At 42.0% G+C, this 21,252-nt stretch carries 17 protein-coding genes; 12 read left to right on the top strand and 5 right to left on the bottom strand.

What is annotated here, in order from left to right:
- Window positions 1-53: 53 nt before the first annotated feature.
- Entirely contained in the window at window positions 54-2,840 is a 2,787-nt protein-coding gene (gene glnE / locus NO991_RS15795; RefSeq protein WP_300543403.1) for a bifunctional [glutamate--ammonia ligase]-adenylyl-L-tyrosine phosphorylase/[glutamate--ammonia-ligase] adenylyltransferase, read from the top strand.
- Here the strand turns inward: glnE and NO991_RS15800 are convergent.
- From NO991_RS15800 to tolC, 3 genes are all read right to left on the bottom strand, one after another.
- Window positions 2,837-3,412: a TcpQ domain-containing protein gene (locus NO991_RS15800; protein ID WP_054552655.1), complete on the bottom strand. Its 576-nt coding sequence runs from the start codon at window positions 3,410-3,412 to the stop codon at window positions 2,837-2,839. The two genes, glnE and NO991_RS15800, sit on opposite strands and share 4 nt — an antisense overlap.
- A gap of 59 nt (window positions 3,413-3,471) precedes the next feature.
- Window positions 3,472-4,398 (bottom strand): LpxL/LpxP family Kdo(2)-lipid IV(A) lauroyl/palmitoleoyl acyltransferase, encoded by a 927-nt coding sequence (gene lpxL / locus NO991_RS15805; RefSeq protein WP_054552654.1) that lies wholly within the window; start codon window positions 4,396-4,398, stop codon window positions 3,472-3,474.
- Window positions 4,399-4,502: 104 nt separating this feature from the next.
- Window positions 4,503-5,843: an outer membrane channel protein TolC gene (gene tolC / locus NO991_RS15810; RefSeq protein WP_300361365.1), complete on the bottom strand. Its 1,341-nt coding sequence runs from the start codon at window positions 5,841-5,843 to the stop codon at window positions 4,503-4,505.
- Between the two features lie 150 nt (window positions 5,844-5,993).
- Here tolC and NO991_RS15815 point away from each other — a divergent pair, with 150 nt between their 5' ends.
- The 10 genes from NO991_RS15815 to NO991_RS15860 all read left to right on the top strand — a co-directional run bounded on the left by NO991_RS15815 (window position 5,994) and on the right by NO991_RS15860 (window position 16,383).
- On the top strand, window positions 5,994-6,626 hold the full coding sequence (locus tag NO991_RS15815; protein WP_300581604.1) for an NUDIX domain-containing protein: 633 nt from the start codon (window positions 5,994-5,996) through the stop codon (window positions 6,624-6,626).
- A gap of 9 nt (window positions 6,627-6,635) precedes the next feature.
- Window positions 6,636-7,094: a DUF1249 domain-containing protein gene (locus NO991_RS15820; RefSeq protein ID WP_138598894.1), complete on the top strand. Its 459-nt coding sequence runs from the start codon at window positions 6,636-6,638 to the stop codon at window positions 7,092-7,094.
- A complete protein-coding gene (locus tag NO991_RS15825) occupies window positions 7,081-7,863 on the top strand; it encodes a metallophosphoesterase (RefSeq protein WP_294407134.1) in 783 nt (260 codons plus the stop codon). The genes NO991_RS15820 and NO991_RS15825 overlap by 14 nt, the downstream gene beginning before the upstream one ends.
- Window positions 7,848-8,408 carry a YqiA/YcfP family alpha/beta fold hydrolase gene (locus NO991_RS15830; protein WP_054552649.1) on the top strand — a complete coding sequence of 187 codons (561 nt, stop codon included), beginning with the start codon at window positions 7,848-7,850 and terminating at the stop codon, window positions 8,406-8,408. The genes NO991_RS15825 and NO991_RS15830 overlap by 16 nt, the downstream gene beginning before the upstream one ends.
- 33 nt (window positions 8,409-8,441) lie before the next feature.
- Window positions 8,442-10,331: a DNA topoisomerase IV subunit B gene (parE, locus tag NO991_RS15835; protein WP_054552648.1), complete on the top strand. Its 1,890-nt coding sequence runs from the start codon at window positions 8,442-8,444 to the stop codon at window positions 10,329-10,331.
- A gap of 51 nt (window positions 10,332-10,382) precedes the next feature.
- A complete protein-coding gene (locus NO991_RS15840) occupies window positions 10,383-11,483 on the top strand; it encodes a sorbosone dehydrogenase family protein (RefSeq protein ID WP_371352175.1) in 1,101 nt (366 codons plus the stop codon).
- A 10-nt stretch (window positions 11,484-11,493) separates the two neighbouring features.
- Window positions 11,494-13,791, top strand: a complete 2,298-nt coding sequence (gene parC, locus NO991_RS15845; protein ID WP_054552646.1) for a DNA topoisomerase IV subunit A — start codon at window positions 11,494-11,496, stop codon at window positions 13,789-13,791.
- Window positions 13,792-13,954: 163 nt separating this feature from the next.
- Window positions 13,955-14,641, top strand: a complete 687-nt coding sequence (locus tag NO991_RS15850) for a 1-acylglycerol-3-phosphate O-acyltransferase (protein WP_082389235.1) — start codon at window positions 13,955-13,957, stop codon at window positions 14,639-14,641.
- Window positions 14,641-14,976, top strand: a complete 336-nt coding sequence (gene rraB / locus NO991_RS15855; RefSeq protein WP_054552644.1) for a ribonuclease E inhibitor RraB — start codon at window positions 14,641-14,643, stop codon at window positions 14,974-14,976. The genes NO991_RS15850 and rraB overlap by 1 nt, the downstream gene beginning before the upstream one ends.
- Window positions 14,977-15,165: 189 nt before the next feature.
- Window positions 15,166-16,383, top strand: coding sequence for an HD-GYP domain-containing protein (locus NO991_RS15860; RefSeq protein WP_138598897.1), 1,218 nt, complete (start codon window positions 15,166-15,168; stop codon window positions 16,381-16,383).
- On the opposite strand, the gene NO991_RS15865 is transcribed toward NO991_RS15860, so the two are convergent.
- Entirely contained in the window at window positions 16,343-16,666 is a 324-nt protein-coding gene (locus tag NO991_RS15865) for a hypothetical protein (protein ID WP_054552642.1), read from the bottom strand. The two genes, NO991_RS15860 and NO991_RS15865, sit on opposite strands and share 41 nt — an antisense overlap.
- 336 nt (window positions 16,667-17,002) lie before the next feature.
- On the opposite strand from NO991_RS15865, the gene NO991_RS15870 reads away from it, so the two are divergent.
- Complete coding sequence (locus tag NO991_RS15870; protein WP_054552641.1) at window positions 17,003-18,280, top strand: outer membrane protein transport protein; 1,278 nt, start codon at window positions 17,003-17,005, stop codon at window positions 18,278-18,280.
- Between the two features lie 110 nt (window positions 18,281-18,390).
- Here NO991_RS15870 and NO991_RS15875 read toward each other — a convergent pair whose 3' ends face one another.
- The gene (locus tag NO991_RS15875) at window positions 18,391-21,246 is read right to left on the bottom strand and encodes a valine--tRNA ligase (RefSeq protein ID WP_138616286.1); all 2,856 of its coding nucleotides are present in this window, start codon (window positions 21,244-21,246) and stop codon (window positions 18,391-18,393) included.
- Window positions 21,247-21,252 lie beyond the last annotated feature (6 nt).

The raw sequence follows: 21,252 nt of genomic DNA on the forward strand, positions 1-21,252 counted from the left end.
TTCTTTGATTATCATTCTAGTACGGTTATTGGCAAGTTAAAAGAGAGTATTTAATGAGTAATTTACACGCGCTTCCAGAGTCACTTCATCAGTTAGGCCAAACCCGCTTCGCGAGCTTGTATGAGGGGCAAACTGAACAACAGAAAATTATTAACTTGTTGTCTTTAAGCGACTTTGCGTGGAACTGTTTACAATCTCAGCCAAACTTAAAAGACTGGTTACTTGATGATAACGAGCTTGCTAACCGCGCAGTTGAACCTCCTCTAAGTAGTACAGAAATCAATGAGCTTGACGACAATGCTGCAATGGCAAAACTGCGTTTGTATCGAGAAAAGTACTGGTTGAAAGTAGCTTTTCTTGACTTGTGCTGTGCAAACCCAATCGCTGATAGCATCGCTTATATCTCAGCGCTTGCAAATCAGCTTATAGATAGTGCCAATCAGTGGGCGTTTGCGCAGGTAGCTAAAGTTAGTGGTATGCCGCTTGATGATGACGGTAATGCAATGCACATGTTAGTTTTAGGCATGGGTAAACTAGGTGGAGGAGAGCTTAATTACTCCTCTGACATTGATTTAATTTTTTCTTACCCTCGTGATATTGCAACGCAAGGTGGGCGTCGCTCTATTGAAGCGCAGGTGTTTTATACCAAAGTGGCGCAAAAGCTGATTATGGCGCTTAATCAAACTACGGTAAATGGCCAAGTCTTTCGGGTTGATATGCGCCTGCGCCCATTTGGTGAAAGTGGGCCTTTGGTGATGAGCTTTCATGCTATGGAAGATTATTATCAAGAGCAAGGACGTGAATGGGAACGCTACGCCATGCTAAAAGGGCGATTAATCGGCACAGAAAACCGTTATTGGAATGAGTTTTATGAATTGCTACGGCCATTTGTTTATCGCCGCTATATTGATTTCTCGGTGATTGAATCGCTGCGTAAAATGAAGCAAATGATAGCTCAAGAAGTACGCCGAAAACGCCTTACAAACAATATTAAATTAGGCGCAGGGGGCATTCGAGAAGTGGAATTTGTGGTACAAGCGCTGCAGATGGTGCGAGGTGGTCGCGAAGCTAACCTGCAAACTCAGTCATTATTAGTTGCTTTAAAAGAACTGGTTAACAATCAGGTTATGTCCAACAAAGAGGCTGATTTACTTACACAAAACTATTTAGACTTACGTCAAATTGAGCAGTACTTACAGATATTTGCTGATAAGCAAACGCAAACTCTACCTGATGACGAATTAAACCAACAACGTTTATGTTATTTGCTCAATAAAGACGATTTTAATCAGTGTTTGTCTAGTATCGAGCAGATCATGTCTCAAGTCCATGGTGAATTCGAACAGGTGATTGGTTTTGAAAGTGAAACCAGCGACCCGTGTGAAAATGAGTACATCAGCGCATGGGAAATGACGGATGTTAGCCTGATGTGTGAGCCGAACCTTGATTGGCAAGCAGCATTGGAAGATTTTAAGGCGCGTTTAACTAAGGCGAAGGTTGGTAGTCGAGGTCGTGACATTTTAGATAAATTAATGCCGCTTTTACTTAAACAATTAACGATAGCAAAAGCGAGCAGTGACGCCTTTATGATGATCTGCCAAGTATTGAATAAGATCATTTCACGAACCGCTTATCTAGAGCTGTTGTATGAAAACCCTGGAGCCTTAAATCAACTGGTTGCACTATGCTGTCATAGTAAATGGATTGGCGAACATATCTCTCGTTACCCAATTTTACTTGATGAGCTGATCGATCCTCAGGTGCTTTATAAACCGACACCTTTATCTGCTTACAAAGATGAAATTAGACAATACTTCTTGCGCATTGAGCATGGTGATCTAGAGCTGCAAATGGAAGCTCTTCGTCAGTTTAAGCAAACGCATCAGCTACGCATTGCAGCGGCTGATGCAACAGGTGTACTCAGCGTGATGAAGGTAAGCGACCACCTTACAGCGCTTGCTGAGGCAATTGTAGAGCAAGCGGTCAATATTGCATGGCATGCGTGTGTTGAACGCTTTGGTCAGCCCGTTAATACGTCAGAGCAAGAAAAAGGCTTTGCGGTAATCGCCTACGGTAAAACAGGTGGTTTCGAAGTTGGCTACGATTCAGACTTAGACCTTGTGTTTGTGCATAACCACGATGGCAGCAGTTATACCGATGGTGATAAGTCGATTGATTCGCGTCAGTTTTATTTAAAACTTGCACAGCGCTTAATGCATTTATTCAATACTCGCACGGCGTCTGGTATTTTGTACGAGCTTGATACTCGTTTACGTCCTGAAGGGGCGTCAGGCTTACTGGCTATTAATTTAGAAAGTTACTACCACTATCAGCAAACTCAAGCATGGACTTGGGAACATCAAGCTCTCGTTCGCTCACGCATGATTTACGGTCAAGCATCATTAAAAGATCGTTTCGCGCGAATTCGTATAGATGTGTTATGCCAAACCCGTGATAACGAAAAATTAAAAACGGATGTTGTTGAGATGCGCGAAAAAATGCGCGCTCACCTTGCTAAGGGTAACGATGAGCTGTTTGATTTGAAGCAAGATAGGGGCGGTATTACAGATATTGAATTTATTACTCAGTATCTGGTGCTAAATAATGCTAAGCAACATCCAGAGCTAACGAGCTGGTCTGATAATGTGCGTATACTAGCCGATGCGGCGCGTTTAGGCTGTATTAGTGAGCAAATGCAGCAAGAGTTAGTGGCTGCGTATATAGCCTATCGTTCACGTTATCATGTAATGAGTTTGAATCAGCAGGGGCGTTGTGCGCCACGTGCTGAGTTAACTCAGCATATCGACTTAGTTAGTCAGGCGTGGCTGCAGGTGTTTTAGCTTTTTAAACGGCGGCAATTTTCACGTACATAAGCAGAGGGCAGCTCAGTGATCACAGCCGCTCTTTGCTTAAAACAAAAATAAGTGTAAACCTCATTTTCAAAATCATCGTTGATTGCTCGACCTACTTGATACAATGCAGAAACGAAGTTGCTATCAACTCGAAAGTGATCTTTTACTACGTAGTCTTTACTAAGATACCAATACAACACAATATCTTCATTTTTAGCATAATCAGATAATACATCTTTTAAAGTCGTGCCATTTTCAAAGCGACGAGGTTGTATATCTCCTGTCCAGTTTGGCGATGAAGGCTCAACGACTTTTTCACGCTCAAATAGTGCGACATCTAGACTAGTTTCAGGCGTCGGTAATTTAAGAACATATTTATCTCGCTCGTTATCTTTGTCATTGACCTGATTTCGAAGGGCTGAATAAAAGCGTGATAGACCTTGGGCTGCTGCATTTTGAGTATTTTTGATATCTAATACGGGACCGCTGCCAAATAAAAAATAAATAGCAGCAGCAATCAAAATGACAGCTAATGATAAATGCTTAACCCAAAACCACATTTCTAATACTCTTGTTGTTAATTAGCTTAATAAAACCATACATACAGCAAAATGTCACTCTACTTGTAATAAGAAGGTGCATTCTTATCTGGACGAGTTTTAAAGCGGCGATGTAGCCACATGTACTGCTCAGGAGCAACGTTTATTGCTTGTTCCATACGCTGGTTAACGCGTGTTACATCAGCAAGGTTATCGCCACTAGGGAAATTTTCTAAAATAGGAAGCACTTCTAGATGATAGCATCCATTCTCATCACGACGACTCGTTAAACTTACGGTTTCGCAGTTCTTACTATTGGCAAATAGCAGTGCACCTGTAGTTGTTGCTGTATCTTTTACCGCATAAAACGGTGCAAACTCGCAACGATTACGGCCATAGTCTTGATCTGGCAGGTAGTAACAAACCTTCTTGTTTTTGAGGGCTTGCAGTAGGCCTTTGACATCTTTTTTACCGATTAGATATTCATTAGAGCGTAAGCGACCATTGGTAGTAAAATACTCCATTAGAGGATTATTATGTGGGCGATAAAAACCAATACCTTGGTGCTTTAAGCCCATTACCCGACTTGCCATTTCAAGGTGTAAAATGTGTGGAACAAGAAGTAAAACGCCTTTGCCTGATTGCTGAATTTGCTGAAAATATTCTAACCCTTTTATCGAGCCATACACTTTTTTAACTCGCCACTCGGGCCACCACCAAGCCATGCCGGTTTCCATCATCGCAATACCGGTATTTTCCATATTTTTACGAACTAGTTCGCGTTGTTCATGCTCTGGCATTTCAGGAAAGCACAAGCGAATATTCACCTCAGCAATATGGCGGCGACGTTTCATAAAACGATGTACTAGACGGCCGAGCAGTTTTCCAAGCGCTAGTTGCAATTTATGTGGCAACCAAGAGATAAGATATAAAAAGAAAATGCCAACCCAAGTTAACCAGTAGCGAGGGCCCAAAAAAGACGCTTTAAACGGTGATGAACTAACCACAAAAAAATCTCTAAAAATAAAAAAGCTAGTTTAACTGTAAGTGTTTAAAAATACAAAAAGCCAGCGCTAGGCTGGCTTTGTTGGTATAAGTTTGGAAGAAATATTTAGATTTCTTTTAAACCTTGGTTAATAGCAATAAGGTCTTCACTAGTTAGTGTACCAGCAGCTTGTTTCAAGCGAAGTGTTGAAACAACATAGCGGTAACGAACATTTGCTAAGTTACTTTTTGCGTTATATAAGTTTTGCGTGCTGATCAATACGTCAACGATAGTACGTGTACCAACTTCAAAGCCTGCTTCAGTTGCTTTAAGTGCACTTTCTGCAGAAACAACAGCTTGTTGTAAGGCTTTATACGTGGCAATGTCAGACACTACTTGGTTATACGATGTAATAACCGAGCGAGTTACTGCACGTAAACTTGCTTCTAAGTCTTCACTTGCGGCAACATAAAAAGCGCGAGCTTGATCTGTTGCTGCAGTTGTAGCACCACCTGAGTAAATCGGTAGGCTAAAGTTAACGCCAATTTTAGCGCTATCTTCACGAGGTTGATGTGAGTTGCTATTTAGATCGGTTAGGCTGTCACCGTAAGAAGCACTTAATGTTAGCTTCGGATAGTGACCCGCTTTTGCTAAATCAATTTGATCTTTTGCAATATCAACCGTTACTTTAGAAACTTGCAGATTTAAGTTGTTGTCTTCAGCAATTTTGATGTACTCAGACGATTGTTTATTTGGCGCAACAGTTGAAAATGTATCTGTATTCAACATGTCTAGTTTTGCGTGGTATTTACCAGTAATTTCGCGAAGTTGCTCACGCGCTGTTTCAACACTGTTCTTAGCAACAATTTCTTGTGCAACAGAGTTATCATATTGAGCTTGTGCTTCGTGTACGTCAGTGATTGCTGTTAAACCTACCGCATAACGCTCTTTAGTTTGTTGCAATTGGCGCTCGATGGCACGCTTTTCTGCTTGAACAAACTCAAGGTTATCGATTGCACTTAGTACGTTGAAGTAACCCTCAGCTACACGAACGATTAGATCTTGGCGTGCAAAATCATACTGAGCGTCTGCTTGTAATGCTTGCTTATCAGCAATGCCTAGCGAGTTCCAAGCGCCTAAATCAAATAGTGTTTGGTTTAGGCTAATACCACGGTTGAAAACATCAGGATCGTAATCATAACCAGCATAACCTGTAGTATCATTACCCTCATAAAGATCAGACTTGGTTGTTTCATAACCAAGGCTTAAGCCAATTTGTGGTAATAGTGCACTTAACGCGCGATCACTTTCATAAGCTTGCGCATCTGCTTGGGCTTTTGCTTTAAGTACGGTAGGATCGTTTGCTGTAGCAATCTCGTAAACTTGTAGTAAGTCTTCAGCATAACTAGCTGTTGCAGTCAGTGCGCTTGAAAACCCGATCAGCGCAGCGAGTAGAGTTTTTTTCATTGTTCGTTCAGTCCTTAGACAATTTTGTACTATCACCATGGTACTCTTTTTTAATGAATAACCAAAAAAAAATTACGTAAATCTGCATGTCCAAGTGTAACAGAATATAATTGGTCGTAATTTTTGCTTGCAGTGTAAAGGAAATAAAGGATGAAAATATCAGCAATCTCACAATTTAACCATGATGACATAGAGTTAAAGCCAATTGAGCGTGTTTATAATGGTTTCTTTCAAATTAATATCTATCGTTTTCATCATGCCTTGTTTGCGGGTGGTAAATCAGTAGAAGTTAAACGTGAAATTTTAGAGCGCGGCCATGCTGTTGCTGTACTTCCTTATGACCCTAAAACTGACCAAGTTTTATTAATTGAACAAATTAGAATCGGGGCACTCGCATCAAAGCAGTCACCTTGGTTACTTGAGTGTATTGCAGGCATGGCTGATGGCAGTACTGATTATGAAGATGTTGCCAAACGTGAAGCATTCGAAGAAGCCGGTATTGAGCTTAACGAGCTGGAATTTATGATGTCGTATCTTTCAAGCCCCGGCGGCACCACTGAACGTTTGTATTTATATTTAGCGCGCACTGACTTAGCAGGGTATCAAGGCGGTATTTTTGGCCTTGATAATGAAGATGAAGATATCAAAACTCATGTAATGTCATATGATGAAGCTATGCTGCGCCTAGAACAGGGTGAAATAGATAATGCAGCGACAGTTATCTCATTACAGTGGTTAGCACTGAATAAGCAACGTATACTGTCTGATTGGAAAAACTCATAGGGGATTATTTTGTCGTACGTCAGTGCCCAGCAGCGTTATATTCAAAGCTTACCTAAGTACTTAACTTTGTGTGAGCATAATTACGTGCGTGCGCTAAAACTATTACCTAATGAGCGACGTATAGGTCAGGAACGTAAAGTGCAATTAGGGCACAGCACTTTTGCGGTTAAAGTTGACGATACAGCAAAATACACCACAGATATTTCTATCAGACAAGAAGCCGGTCATTTGCCTTCGGTTAAGCCTTTGTATTTAACTGTGCGCATGTATCATGATGCGAAAGTAGCCGAAATCGTGCATCATGATTTTCATCAGCGCATCAAGCCTTCCTATGCTTACCCTAATCCGAATATGCACCAAAAAGATGAAAAATATCAGCTTAACGCCTTTTTGTATGACTGGCTGGTGGCTTGTGTTGAAAACGGCCGAGCAGTTTTAAATTGGGATGTAAATAATGGCTTGGTTTAGTGACGCCTTCCATTTTGATAAAACAGCACTGAAAGTTGCCCACATCACTGATTGCCACTTATCAAAAGACATCCATGGTGAATACTTTAGCGTGAATACGGCAGCGTATTTTTCACGCTGTTTAGAAGCGATTGCTGAATTAGATGTGGATTGTGTGGTATTTGGTGGAGATTTAACACAAGATCACAGCACTGAGTCTTACCAGCTTTTTGCTAAATTAATAGCAGACTCAGCGCTGAGTTGTCCGGTGTTTTGGCTGCCGGGTAATCATGATGAACTTGCTGAATATGAAAAGCTTATAAGCCCGCAAATTTTAAACAATAAACGCATTACCTTTTTAGGTGGGCAGTTGCTGTTAGCTAACTCAAAAGGCCCGACACCGGCCGGCTGGGTAACACAAACGCATTTAGATGAGTTGAGCCAAGTGGTAGGGCAGGTTCAAAGTGTGGTGTTTTGTCATCATAACCCGTTGCCTATTCAAGCCTACCTAGATAAACATATGCTAGAAAATGGCCCGCAGTTTTTAAATACCTGCGTTAATACTGAGCAGTGTGTGGGCGTGTTCCATGGTCATGTGCATCATGAATACACGCAAACCTACCGTAATCTTAGTGTGTATGCGACACCTGCCAGTTCAATCCAATTTAGCAAACACACGATGGCGTGGCAGCAAGAGGATTTAGGCCCCGCATTTCGACTCATCGACTTAACAGTTGATGAGCAACAAAGCTTACTGCTAACCACGGATGTAGTATGGCTAAACGAGTAATTTATATTCATGGCTTTAATAGCTCTGAGCAATCTTACAAAGCTGTTCGTTTTGGTGAGCACATGGCGCAATTTGATGTCGATTATCAGGTGCCGCGATTAACTCATGAGCCATTACATGCAATTTTACAATTAGAACAACTGCTAAATGATGATACTGTATTACTAGGTAGTTCATTAGGTGGTTTTTATGCGACCTATTTGTCGCAGCGTTATTCAATACCCGCGGTAGTCATTAACCCTGCGGTTCGCCCATTTGAGTTACTCGGTAACTATTTAGGGGAAAATTATAACCCGTATCAAGATAGTCATTATGAACTTGGTACTCGTCACATGGATGCATTGCGCAGTTTATATTTGCCGCAATTAGACACCCCTTCATTGATTTATTTGCTACAGCAAACGGGCGATGAAGTACTGCCGTTTCAGCAGGCGGTTAAATATTATTCTCAGTGTAAGCAACACGTTGAATTTGGAGGCGATCATAGTTTTATCGGCTTCGAACAAACCTTTGCAAGTATTGTAGATTTTCTTAAAATCACGTAAAACATAGCTAAGCGCATAAAAGATATAAAAACTATGAGTCAGCAAAATTATAACGCCGAAGCAATTGAAGTCTTAAACGGATTAGAGCCCGTAAAACGCCGCCCAGGTATGTATACCGACACGGTTCGACCTAATCATTTAGGTCAAGAAGTTATCGATAACAGTGTCGATGAAGCAATGGCAGGCCATGCCACTAAAATAGATGTCATCCTTCATGAAGATAACTCTCTTGAGGTTATCGATGATGGCCGCGGTATGCCGATTGATATTCACCCTGAAGAAGGTATCCCGGGTGTGGAACTTATTTTTACCAAGCTGCACGCCGGTGGTAAGTTCTCTAATAAAAACTATCAGTTCTCAGGTGGTTTACACGGGGTAGGTATTTCGGTTGTAAATGCGCTATCGACTCGTGTTGAAGTCACTGTGCGCCGTGATGCGCAGCAATTTCGTATGGCTTTTGAAAACGGTGACAAGGTTGAAGATCTAAACGTCATTGGTACTGTGGGTAAACGTAACACAGGGACAACTGTACGTTTTTGGCCTGATGCGAGCTATTTTGACTCAGCTAACTTTTCAATTACTAAGCTTAATCACTTATTAAAAGCCAAAGCGGTATTGTGCCCAGGCTTGCGCATTAAGTTTACTAACAAGCAAACCAAAGAAAGCCAAGAGTGGTATTACGAAACAGGCTTAAAAGATTACCTAGTTGAAGCAGTTAAAGGTTTTGAAGTATTACCAAAAGAGCCGTTTATTGGTGATTTTTCAAGTTCAACCGAAGGCGCTGACTGGGCGGTTGTTTGGCTACCTGAAGGCGGTGAATCAATCGCTGAAAGTTATGTAAACTTAATTCCTACTGCACAAGGCGGTACACACGTTAATGGTTTACGCCAAGGCTTGCTTGAAGCAATGCGTGAATTTTGTGAATTTAGAAACCTATTACCACGTGGTGTAAAGCTAACACCAGATGATATTTGGGAGCGTTGTAGCTACGTATTGTCGGTTAAAATGCAAGACCCACAGTTTGCTGGCCAAACAAAAGAAAAGCTGTCTTCTCGCTCATGCGCTGCGTTTGTATCAGGTGTGGTAAAAGACTCATTTAGTTTATGGTTAAACGAGCATACAGAAACGGCAGAATTATTAGCTGAGTTATGTATCTCAAATGCGCAGCGCCGTTTACGTGCTGCAAAAAAAGTCGTGCGTAAGCGTGTTACCTCAGGCCCTGCGTTACCGGGTAAATTAACGGATTGCAGTGCCCAAGATAATGACCGTACTGAACTGTTTTTAGTAGAGGGTGACTCAGCGGGTGGCTCAGCAAAACAAGCGCGCGACCGTGAATTCCAAGCAATCATGCCGCTGCGCGGTAAAATCTTAAATACCTGGGAAGTTGAATCTGGACAGATTTTAGCATCGCAAGAGGTGCATGATATTTCTGTCGCTTTGGGTATTGACCCTGATTCAAGTGATTTATCTGGTCTGCGTTATAACAAGATTTGTATCTTGGCCGATGCTGACTCGGATGGATTACACATTGCTACCTTGCTTTGTGCGCTGTTTGTTCGTCACTTTCCATCGCTTATCAAACAAGGCCATGTGTATGTAGCTATGCCGCCGCTATTTCGTATCGACATTGGTAAAGAGGTTTACTACGCCCTTGATGAAGACGAAAAGAACGGTATTTTAGCGCGCATTGAAGCTGAGAAAAAACGCGGTAAGGTTAATGTTCAACGCTTCAAAGGGTTAGGTGAAATGAACCCGTTACAATTACGCGAAACCACGATGGATCCTAATACGCGTCGTTTAGTGCAATTAACCTTAGATGAAGAAGAGCAAACCATGGAAATGATGGATATGCTTCTTGCAAAGAAACGTTCGTCAGACCGTCGTCAGTGGTTAGAAGATCACGGTAACCGCGCAGAAGTTTAGTTAAAGGTGTAGCAACCTAGTTGCTAGCAACGAATTAAAGGGCAAGAAAAAATGAAAAAACTACTGACCTCATTATTGTCGCTGAGCTTGTTATCAGCGCCTGCAATGGCAAAAGATATTCTTGATAAGTTAACAGTTGCTGATGGGTTTTCTATTAGCCTGTTTGCTGATGATGTAGAAAATGCACGTCAAATTGCGGTATCAAAAAGAGGTATTGTTTACGCAGGCTCACGTAAAGCAGGCAATGTTTATGCGTTGATTGACCATAACAGTGATGGTGTGGCTGACAGAAAAATGGTTATTGCCACAGGTCTTGAAATGCCATCAGGTTTAGCGATTAAAGATGGTGATTTATATGTGGCTGAAGTGTCACGTATCATCCGTTTTAAAGACGTTGATAAAAATTTAAAAGATCCTAAATACGACGTGGTATACGATAAGTTTCCAACTGATCGTCACCATGGCTGGAAATTCATTAGTTTTGCACCTACCGGTGAGTTAATTGTGCCAGTGGGTGTACCATGTAACATTTGTGCTGAAGACGAAAAATATGGTCGTATTTTCTCGTTAGATGTTGACACAAAAGAAATTAAAACAATTGCCAAAGGCGTTCGTAATTCAGTTGGTTTTGATTATCACCCTATAACGAATGCATTTTGGTTTAGTGATAACGGCCGTGACATGATGGGCGATGACATGCCACCTTGTGAAATTAACCGTGTTGGTGAAGGTGAAGAGGGTGCGCATTATGGTTTCCCTTATGTTCACGCTGGGGCGATTTTAGATCCTGAGTTTGGTAAAGGTAAAAGTATTGCTGACTACAAATCGCCAGCCCTTGCACTTGGTGCTCATGTTGCTCCTTTAGGTATTCATTTTTATAACGGTAAGCAGTTTCCTGCTAAATTCAAAGAGCAGCTTTTTGTTGCTGAGCATGGTTCATGGAACCGTAGTAAAAAGTCAGGCTACAAAGTGATGCTAGCGAATGTTGAACAAGGTCGTATTACTAAGTACACCCCGTTCATCACAGGCTTTATGCAAAACGAAGAAACATTTGGTCGCCCAGTTGCATTTGCAGAGCTTGCAGATGGCAGCTTATTGATCTCAGACGACTTTGCTAATGTGATCTATCGCGTTAGTGCTAAGAAAAAATAGGTAAGCGTTAATGAGTGATACAGATACCTTGCTGATGCAAGGCATAGAACAACAAACAATGGGGCGCTTTACTGAAGACGCCTACTTAAACTACTCAATGTACGTCATTATGGACCGTGCCTTACCTCATGTAGGTGACGGTCTAAAGCCTGTACAGCGTCGTATCATCTATGCAATGAGCGAACTGGGGTTATCGGCGCAAGCAAAATATAAAAAATCAGCCCGTACCGTGGGTGATGTACTGGGTAAATATCACCCTCATGGTGATAGTGCTTGTTACGAAGCCATGGTGTTAATGGCGCAGCCGTTTTCTTACCGCTACCCGCTGGTGGACGGTCAAGGTAACTGGGGTGCTGCCGATGATCCTAAGTCATTTGCTGCAATGCGTTACACCGAAGCGCGTTTATCTAAGTTCTCAGAAGTTTTACTAAAAGAGCTGGGTCAAGGCACTGTCGATTGGACCGCAAACTTTGACGGCACACTTGATGAGCCAATGGTGTTACCTGCGCGTTTACCACACATCTTACTCAATGGTGTAACGGGTATTGCAGTAGGTATGGCAACCGATATTCCACCACACAATGTGCGTGAAGTTGCTAGTGCCTGTTGTTTATTACTTGATAAGCCAAAGACAGAAATCGAAGAGTTGCTTGAGTTAGTGCATGCGCCTGACTACCCAACAGAAGCTGAGATCATCACACCGAAAGACGATATTCGTAAGATTTATCAAACCGGACGTGGTTCTATCAAGATGCGTGCAATTTACACTGAAGAGCAAGGTGACATCGTGATCACCGCGCTGCCTCATCAGTGTTCAGGTGCTAAAGTGCTTGAGCAAATTGCAGCGCAGATGAATGCTAAAAAGTTGCCGATGGTTGCTGATTTACGTGACGAATCTGATCACGAAAATCCAACCCGCATCGTGATTGTTCCGCGCTCTAACCGCATCAAGGCTGAGCCATTAATGGCGCACCTATTTGCAACCACAGATTTAGAAAAGAACTACCGCGTAAACTTAAACATGCTTGGCCTTGATGGTCGTCCGCAAGTTAAAGATTTACGTAGTATCTTAACTGAGTGGTTAACGTTCCGCCGTGAAACAGTTCGCCGTCGCTTACAGCACCGTTTAGACAAGGTATTAGCACGCTTACATATTTTAGAAGGTTTATTAACGGCCTTTTTAAATATTGATGAAGTTATCGAAATTATCCGTACTGAAGATAAACCAAAGCCTGTTTTAATGGAGCGTTTTGGTTTAACAGATATTCAAGCAGAAGCGATTTTAGAGTTAAAACTACGTCATTTAGCAAAACTTGAAGAGTTCAAGATTAAAGGTGAGCAAGATGAACTTGCCCTTGAGCGTGACAAGTTAGAGCAAACGCTTGGTTCAGAGCGTCGTATGTCGACCTTGATGAAAAAAGAAATTCAAGAAGCGGCTGAAATGTATGGTGATGATCGTCGCTCACCAGTTGTTGAACGTTTAGAAGCAAAAGCACTAAGCGAAAAAGACCTTATCCCTTCAGAATCAGTAACTGTTGTGTTATCTGAAAAAGGCTGGGCACGAGTTGGTAAAGGCCATGATTTAGATGTTGAAGGGCTGAGTTATAAGTCAGGCGACAGCTATAAAGCCTCAGCAAGAGGTAAGAGTAACCAGCCTGCAGTGTTCTTAGATTCAAGTGGTCGTGCTTTTGCTACTGATGCACATAGTTTACCTTCAGCTCGAAGCCAAGGCGAACCAATGACAGGGCGCTTTAACTTAAGCTCTGGCGCCAACTTTGAGCATGTGGTGATGGCAGAAGACAACCAAGTGTTGTTAATGGCTTCCGATGCAGGCTATGGCTTTATAAGTGACTTTAAAGATCTGGTGAGTAAGAACAAAAACGGTAAAGCGCTGGTCAGTGTTCCTAAAGGCGGTGAATTACTCGCGCCAATTAGAGTAACTGACGTAGCAACAGATTACTGTATGGCAATTTCTAACGAAGGCCGCATGTTGTTATTCCCACTGCGAGATTTACCTAAGCTTAGTAAAGGTAAAGGAAATAAGATTATTTCTATCCCAAGTGCGAAAGTGCAAGCCCGTGAAGAGTTTGTAAAAGTGCTGGCTGTGGTGCCTGCGGGCAGTAGCGTAACCCTGCATGCAGGTAAACGAAAACTGACACTCAAACCGGCTGATCTTGAGCATTATCATGGTGAACGTGGTAGACGAGGTAATAAGTTACCCCGAGGCTTACAGCGTGTTGATGAAGCTGTAGTCGAAGTGACTCAAACTGATGACAGTGATGAGTCGCCAAGTGAAGTAACTGAGTAAACCAGAGGCCTGCAATTGCAGGCCTTTTTATTGTTAAAACGTTATGAAATTTTAAGCGTACACATGTGCGCTTAAAGCTATGGAAATGCTATTTTTCACGTTATAATGCGCGCTGATTAATACGAGGAGAATTCGTTTGTTAGCTATTTTTCGCATAATTTTCATGGCGTTATTTATTGTTTTAAGCTGTGTTTTTGGGCTGCTTTTATGCATTGTGAAGCCGTTTCATACAAATAACGTGCATATTATTGCGGGTTGGTTTTGCAAGGTAGCTAAAATTTTAGGTGTCAAACTAGAGCTTAAATATCACGAGACTCCAAAAAATATTGGTCCTGCTGTCTATGTAGCAAATCATCAAAATAACTATGACCTATTCACTTTACCTGCCATGGTGCCAGAGAACTGCGTAAGCCTTGGTAAAAAAAGCCTCAAATGGATCCCGTTTTTTGGTCAGCTATATTGGTTATCGGGCAATATCTTAATTGATCGTGCTAACCGCTCAAAAGCGGCGGGCACAATTTCTAAATCAGCTGAGAAAATAAAACAAAAAGGCTTGTCGGTTTGGATGTTTCCTGAGGGCACGCGAAGCTATGGTCGCGGTTTATTACCCTTTAAAACCGGGGCATTTCACACAGCAATGAGTGCTGATGTGCCAGTTGTACCAGTTTGTATGAGTACAACGCACAAAACTATTAAGCTAAATCGCTGGGATAATGGTACAATTTACCTCGAAATGTTAGCGCCGATTTATCTTGATAAAGACGTATCTGCTCGTGACCATGCTTCACATGTTCATCAGATTATGGCCGCTAAAATAACTGAATTAGATGCTCAAGTGAGAAACAAATAATGGAAAATTGGCGCGAAATTACTGAAGACATCGTTACTTCATTGCTTGAAGATGGCTCAGATCCTGAAGTACTTTATGAAGTGGAACACCACTTTGTTAGCGAAAATTTTGAAAAATTAGAGCAAGCAGCTTTAGCCGCTTTTAAACTAGGTTACGATGTTGAAGAACCAGCTGAACTTGAGCTAGAAGACGGCGAGAAAGTATGGAGCTTTGACGTGGTTGTTGAGTGTGAACTTGATGTAGAAGCCATTATGGAAGACGTAGACAAGTTAGAAGCGCTTGCTCAGCAAACAGACGTTGAATACGACGGCTGGGGCACTTACTTTCAGGAATAAACAGCTAGAGAGCTGTCAGCTATCTGCCGTCAGCTCTTAGACTGAACTACCACAATCTAGCGAGTTGCTTGACTCGTTAGTTTACCCTTCCGACTAATACCTATTTCGTATTCGTTATTCAATCTATAGACATTTGTAATCAATTAGCGATAATAAAAAACTCGATGTTTATATGCGCTAAGCTTACCTATGCTTATTACCTTACCCATTGCCGAACTTGTTCCAGGGATGTTTGTTGACAGTGTCAGTAAGCAACAAGAGCATGTAAATAGTATTAAGATCAAAACACGTGGTTTAGTGCGTGATAAAACAATTATTCAGCGCCTGATCTCTGAGGGGGTTGAAGAGCTACTCATCGACTTTACACAAAGCGATGTTGCACTCCCTAAAAAATACCAACCAAAGCCTGAACCGGCTAAACCGAAGGTTGAACAAAAACCTGCTGCTAATGAAGAGCCGCAAGGGATCACGGTTCAACAAGAGTTTCTAAAAGCTAGTGTTCACTATGAGCAGCATAGTCGTAAGCTACAAAGTTTATATTCCGATATTACAGCTGGACTAAAAATGAATATGGCAGTGCTTGACGACATTGCTGTTGATATAGTCGGCTCCGTTTTTCGAAATCACAATGCATTAACTATTTTAACTCGTCTCAAAGATAAACATATTTATAACTGGCGTCACATGATCAACACTGCGATTTTGGTGAGTGTGTTTGCTAAGTATTTAGGCTATAAAGAAAAGACGATCAAAGAACTGGCGATGGGAGCTTTGCTGCATGATATTGGCCAAGCTAAAATGCCGCAAGGTGTTTTATCTAAGCCAAGCGCATTGAATGATAACGAAATGCAAGTCGTTAAAAAACATGTGGCGCAGAGTTTAGGTTTAGTGAAAGGCGAGAAGGGCATTACTCCACTAATGCTTGATATGATAGTAAATCATCATGAACGTTTAGATGGTACAGGTTATCCACGCGGTATTACCGCTGAAAAGCTTAGCCGCCCTGCAAGAATGATGGCAATTGCTGATGTTTATGATGCTATGACGGCAGATAGGCCTCATCAAATGGGTGAAGAGCCAATCTCAGCGCTTCGTTATTTACTTGCGAACAAACAAATGTTTGATTCTGAATTAGTGCAGCGCTTTATTAAATGTCTAGGTGTACACCCTGTCGGTACTATTGTTAAGTTAAATAATGATCGTTTAGCGTTAGTAATGGAAGGGAATCACGAGAATCCAATCAAACCAAAAGTAAAAGTATTTTATAATGCTAAACATAAGCACCACGTGACGGCGAAAGATGTCGATTTGAACGTGGAAAAAGAACTAAAAATTATTGCCAGTATTAAACCCTTAGATTATCAGCTTAATTTGGCTCGTTTGTTAAAAGAGCATCTGCTTGTTTAGACTTAACACAGCGTTTTTTGGCGCTGCGTTTAGCTGAAATAAATGCCCCACTAAAACAACTTATCATTAAAACTAACCACAATAGCGTCCCTTTTTCGACATGTAAGGCTACGCAACACAATAAAAGAGACAAAACTGAGCTAAACATAGCGCCTAACCAATAGTGATTGACTGGGTTGTCGCAATCACCTGCTTTAGTACATGCACAATAATTTGCTTTACAAAAATAATGAACGCTCACACCGCATAACATTAGTGCCACAATAATAAAGGCGATTTCCATACTCAAACTCAACTGAGAAACTTTTATTTTTAGTCTAAAGCTACAAATGCGATAAGTCAATGCAAATGATAATTAATATCGTTTGTTTGGTTTGTAATCAGAGATCTGATGAGTTTTAATAAGTTGTTATCTTGTTGTTAAAATGCGGGTTTTTTACCTATTTCTAACGAAAAATTACAGTTTTTTGATCTTAATTAAGGTAATGTTCGAAAGTTTATAATCATTAGAATAAAACATCTAATGCCAACATACAGTGCTAATCTTTTATGCTTAACTAATAGGTTGCCCTCATTGTTGGATTAGTTTTCGCACAAGTTTGCAAGAGGACACAGATTTATGAAGTTCACAAAAACACTAATTGCAGCATCACTTGCTGTTGTTTCTGCTGACAGCTTTGCTGCAGCTTTCCAATTAGCAGAGCAAAACGTTTCAGGTTTAGGCCGTGCATACGCTGGTGAAGCAGCCGTTGCTGACGATGCCTCAGTTGTTGCTCGTAACCCTGCACTTATGTCTTTATTTAAAGACAAGCAAATCTCAGTGGCAGGTATTGCTGTAATTCCAGATGTTAGCTTAGAAGGTGAAAGTGCTGCATACGGCTTAGATGAAAGCTCTATCGATGACGATAGCATCGCGCCATCAGCATTTATTCCTGCTGGTTACTTCACTATGCCATTAAACGACAAAGTATCTTTAGGCTTTGGTGCTTTTTCAAACTTTGGTCTTTCAACTGAATTTAAAGACGATTACGCAGCAGGCTCTATCGCAGGCGAAACTGAAATCGTGACTGTTAACATGAATGCAAGTGCTTCATACAAAATCAACGAACAGTTCAGCCTAGGCCTTGGTTTAAACTATGTTTATGCTGATGCGAAAGTGGTGCGTAATGCAGGTGCAAACCCATTAGGTTTACCAGCGAGCACGCAAATCGCTCACCTTGAAGGTGACGACTACGGCTTTGGTTGGAACATTGGTGCTATGTATCAGTTAGACGAAAACAACCGTTTTGGTTTTAACTACCGCAGCGAAACAGATATCGACTTTGAAGGTGAGTACTCAAACCAACTACCAGCTGCTGTTGGCGGTTTAGCGGGTACTAAAGTTCCGGGTGAGTTAAAATTAACCTTACCAGCCATTGCTGAGTTCTCTGGTTCACACCAAATCGATAAGAAGCTTGGCGTGCACTACAGCATTTTATGGACTGGCTGGGATAGCTTCCAAAAATTAGAAGCTTATACGCCTAGTCAAGAAGCACCTGTATTCTCTAAAGAAGAGAACTTCTCTGATTCAATGCGTTACTCTATCGGTACTGACTACCAGTACAGCGACGCTCTTTTACTTCGTGCAGGTATTGCATACGATGAGTCGCCAGCAGACCAATCTCACCTTTCAATCTCTATCCCTGATACAGATCGTTTCTGGTTCTCATTTGGTGGTAACTACGCATTCAGCGAAAACTCAAATATTGACCTAGGTGTAAGTATTCTTCGTGGTAAAACACAAAACTTCTCTGAAAAAGACAGCCTAGCTGCATCAGTTGGCCAAGATGTTTCATGGGACTATGAATCAAAAGGTCACGCAGTTCTAGTAGGTGCTCAGTACAACTACAAATTTTAATTGTAACGCGACGTAAAGTCGCTGCTACAGAGCATTAAAAAGCCGCGCTATAACATTGTTATAGCGCGGCTTTTTTGTAAGCGCGAATAAATCGCGCTTGATATATGCTGTTATAGACTTTCGATTTTCGCTTTTTGCGCTAATAGTTTGTCTTTCGCATCGGTAAACTCAGCCAGCTTAGCATGCTCTTTAGCAAGTACAGCCTCTGGCGCATTATTTACGAACTTCTCGTTAGCTAACTTGTTTTGAACCTGTGCTAAGCCTTTTTCTGCTTTTTCAAGCTGCTTCGCAATACGAGCTAATTCAGCTTCAACATCGATTAGGCCAGCCATTGGGATCATGATCTCAAGGTTACCAACATACGATGTTGCACACGCTGGTGCATCGTCTTTGTTATCAAGAAGCGTGAACTCTTCAAGCTTAGCAAGCGACGCTAAGAATGCTTCGTTATCCGTTAAGCGGCGCTTGTCTTCGTCAGACGCATTCGCAAGCAATACCGATAATGGTTTGCTTGGGCTGATATCCATTTCACCACGGATGTTACGAATAGCAAGAATGAATTGTTTAACCCACTCAAGGTCGTCCATCGCTTGGCTATCAACATTTGCTTCATTATATACAGGGAACCCTTGAACCATGATGCTAGTGCCCGCAGTTTCGATACCTGCAAGTGGTGCAACACGTTGCCAAATCGTTTCTGTGATGTATGGCATTAACGGGTGCATTAAGCGAAGTAGGCTTTCTAATACCGTGATTAGGGTATGACGAGTACCACGTTGTTGTGCTTCGTTACCTTTAAACAGTACAGGTTTAGTCAGTTCTAGGTACCAGTCACAGAATTGGTTCCAAGTGAACTCATAAATGGTGTTTGCTGCTAGGTCAAAACGATAGTTTTCTAGATGCTCAGTATAGGTTTTAACCGTTGCTTCAAATTGACCTAAAATCCAACGATCAGCAAGTGAGTACTGTTTCTCAGCATCTGTAGCGAAACCACAGTCTTGCTCTTCAGTGTTCATTAATACGTAACGGCTCGCGTTCCATAGCTTGTTACAGAAGTTACGGTAACCTTCAAGGCGGTTCATATCCCAGTTGATGTCACGGCCCGTTGAAGCCATTGCCGCAAGGGTAAAACGCAGTGCGTCTGTACCGTGTGCTTCGATACCGTTTTCGAATGTTTTACGAGTGTTTTTCTCAATCTTCTTCGCTAGTTGTGGCTGCATCATGTTACCAGTGCGCTTTTCAACTAGGCTTTCAAGGTCGATACCGTCAATCATGTCGATAGGATCAAGTACGTTACCTTTCGACTTAGACATCTTATCGCCGTTTTCATCACGGATAAGGCCTGTTACGTAAACGGTTTTAAATGGTACTTGTGGCTTGCCGTCTTCATCTTTGATGAAGTGCATGGTCATCATGATCATACGCGCAACCCAGAAGAAGATGATGTCGAAACCTGTTACCAATACGTCAGACGGGTGGAACGTTTTTAAATCATCAGTGTTTGCCGGCCAGCCTTGCGTTGAGAAAGTCCAAAGCGCAGATGAGAACCAGGTATCTAAAACGTCTTCGTCTTGCTTAAGTGCAACATCATCAGCAAGGTTGTTGTCGCGGCGTACTTCAGCTTCGTCACGACCAACGTATACGTTGCCTTCGTTGTCGTACCAAGCTGGGATGCGGTGACCCCACCAAAGCTGACGTGAAATACACCAATCTTGTACGTCGTTCATCCACGAGAAGTACATGTTCTCGTATTGTTGAGGTACGAACTTAATATCGCCATTTTTAACTGCTTCTTTTGCAGGCTCTGCTAGAGGTGCTACGCGCACGTACCACTGATCAGTAAGAAGAGGCTCAATCACTACGCCAGAACGGTCACCGTAAGGTACAGTTAAGCTGTGATCTTCGATTTTTTCTAATAGACCAAGTTCTTCAAATTCGCTCACAATCGCTTTACGTGCATCAAAGCGGTCAAGGCCATGTAGGCGCTCAGGAATTGGCGCATCTAATTCAAGCTCTTTACCGTCGAATGTGTAGCTTTCGCCTTCGCTTAATACCGCTGCATCTTTATTGAAGATGTTGATCATTGGTAGTTGGTGACGTTTACCTACTTCGTTATCGTTAAAGTCGTGGGCAGGCGTGATTTTCACACAACCTGTGCCTTTTTCCATGTCTGCATGTTCATCGGCAACAATTGGAATACGGCGGTTTACGATAGGCAGTAAAATGTCTTTACCGATCAGATCTTGGTAGCGCTCATCATCAGGGTTAACAGCAACACCTGTATCACCTAGCATTGTTTCAGGACGTGTTGTCGCAACAATGATGTAGTCTTTACCATCTTTGGTTTTTACGCCATCAGCAAGAGGGTAACGTAGGTTCCACATGTGACCTTGTTTGTCTTTGTTTTCAACTTCAAGATCAGAAATAGCCGTGTGAAGTTTAGGATCCCAGTTAACTAGGCGCTTACCACGGTAGATTAAATCTTCTTTGTGAAGACGTACGAATACTTCTTTTACCGCTTCAGAAAGGCCCTCGTCCATAGTGAAACGCTCACGGTCCCAATCTACAGAGGCGCCTAAACGACGTAATTGTTTAGTGATCGTGCCGCCAGAGTGGTTTTTCCATTCCCAGATTTTATCGATGAATGCTTCACGGCCTAGGTCGTGACGAGTTTTACCTTCTTCAGCAGCAAGCTTACGCTCAACAAGCATTTGTGTTGCGATACCCGCGTGGTCAGTACCTACTTGCCATAATGTGTTGTTGCCTTGCATACGCTTTAAACGCGTTAGCGTATCCATGATTGTATCTTGGAACGCGTGGCCCATGTGTAAGCTACCCGTGACGTTTGGTGGCGGGATCATAATTGAGTATGCGTCACCTTGGCCAGACGGTTTAAAGTAGCCATTTTCTTCCCAGCCTTGGTATAAAGACTGTTCAATATCTTGCGGATTATAGGTTTTATCCATTACACA

Source organism: Pseudoalteromonas sp. DY56-GL22 (assembly GCF_041414715.1).
Lineage (GTDB): Bacteria > Pseudomonadota > Gammaproteobacteria > Enterobacterales > Alteromonadaceae > Pseudoalteromonas > Pseudoalteromonas simplex.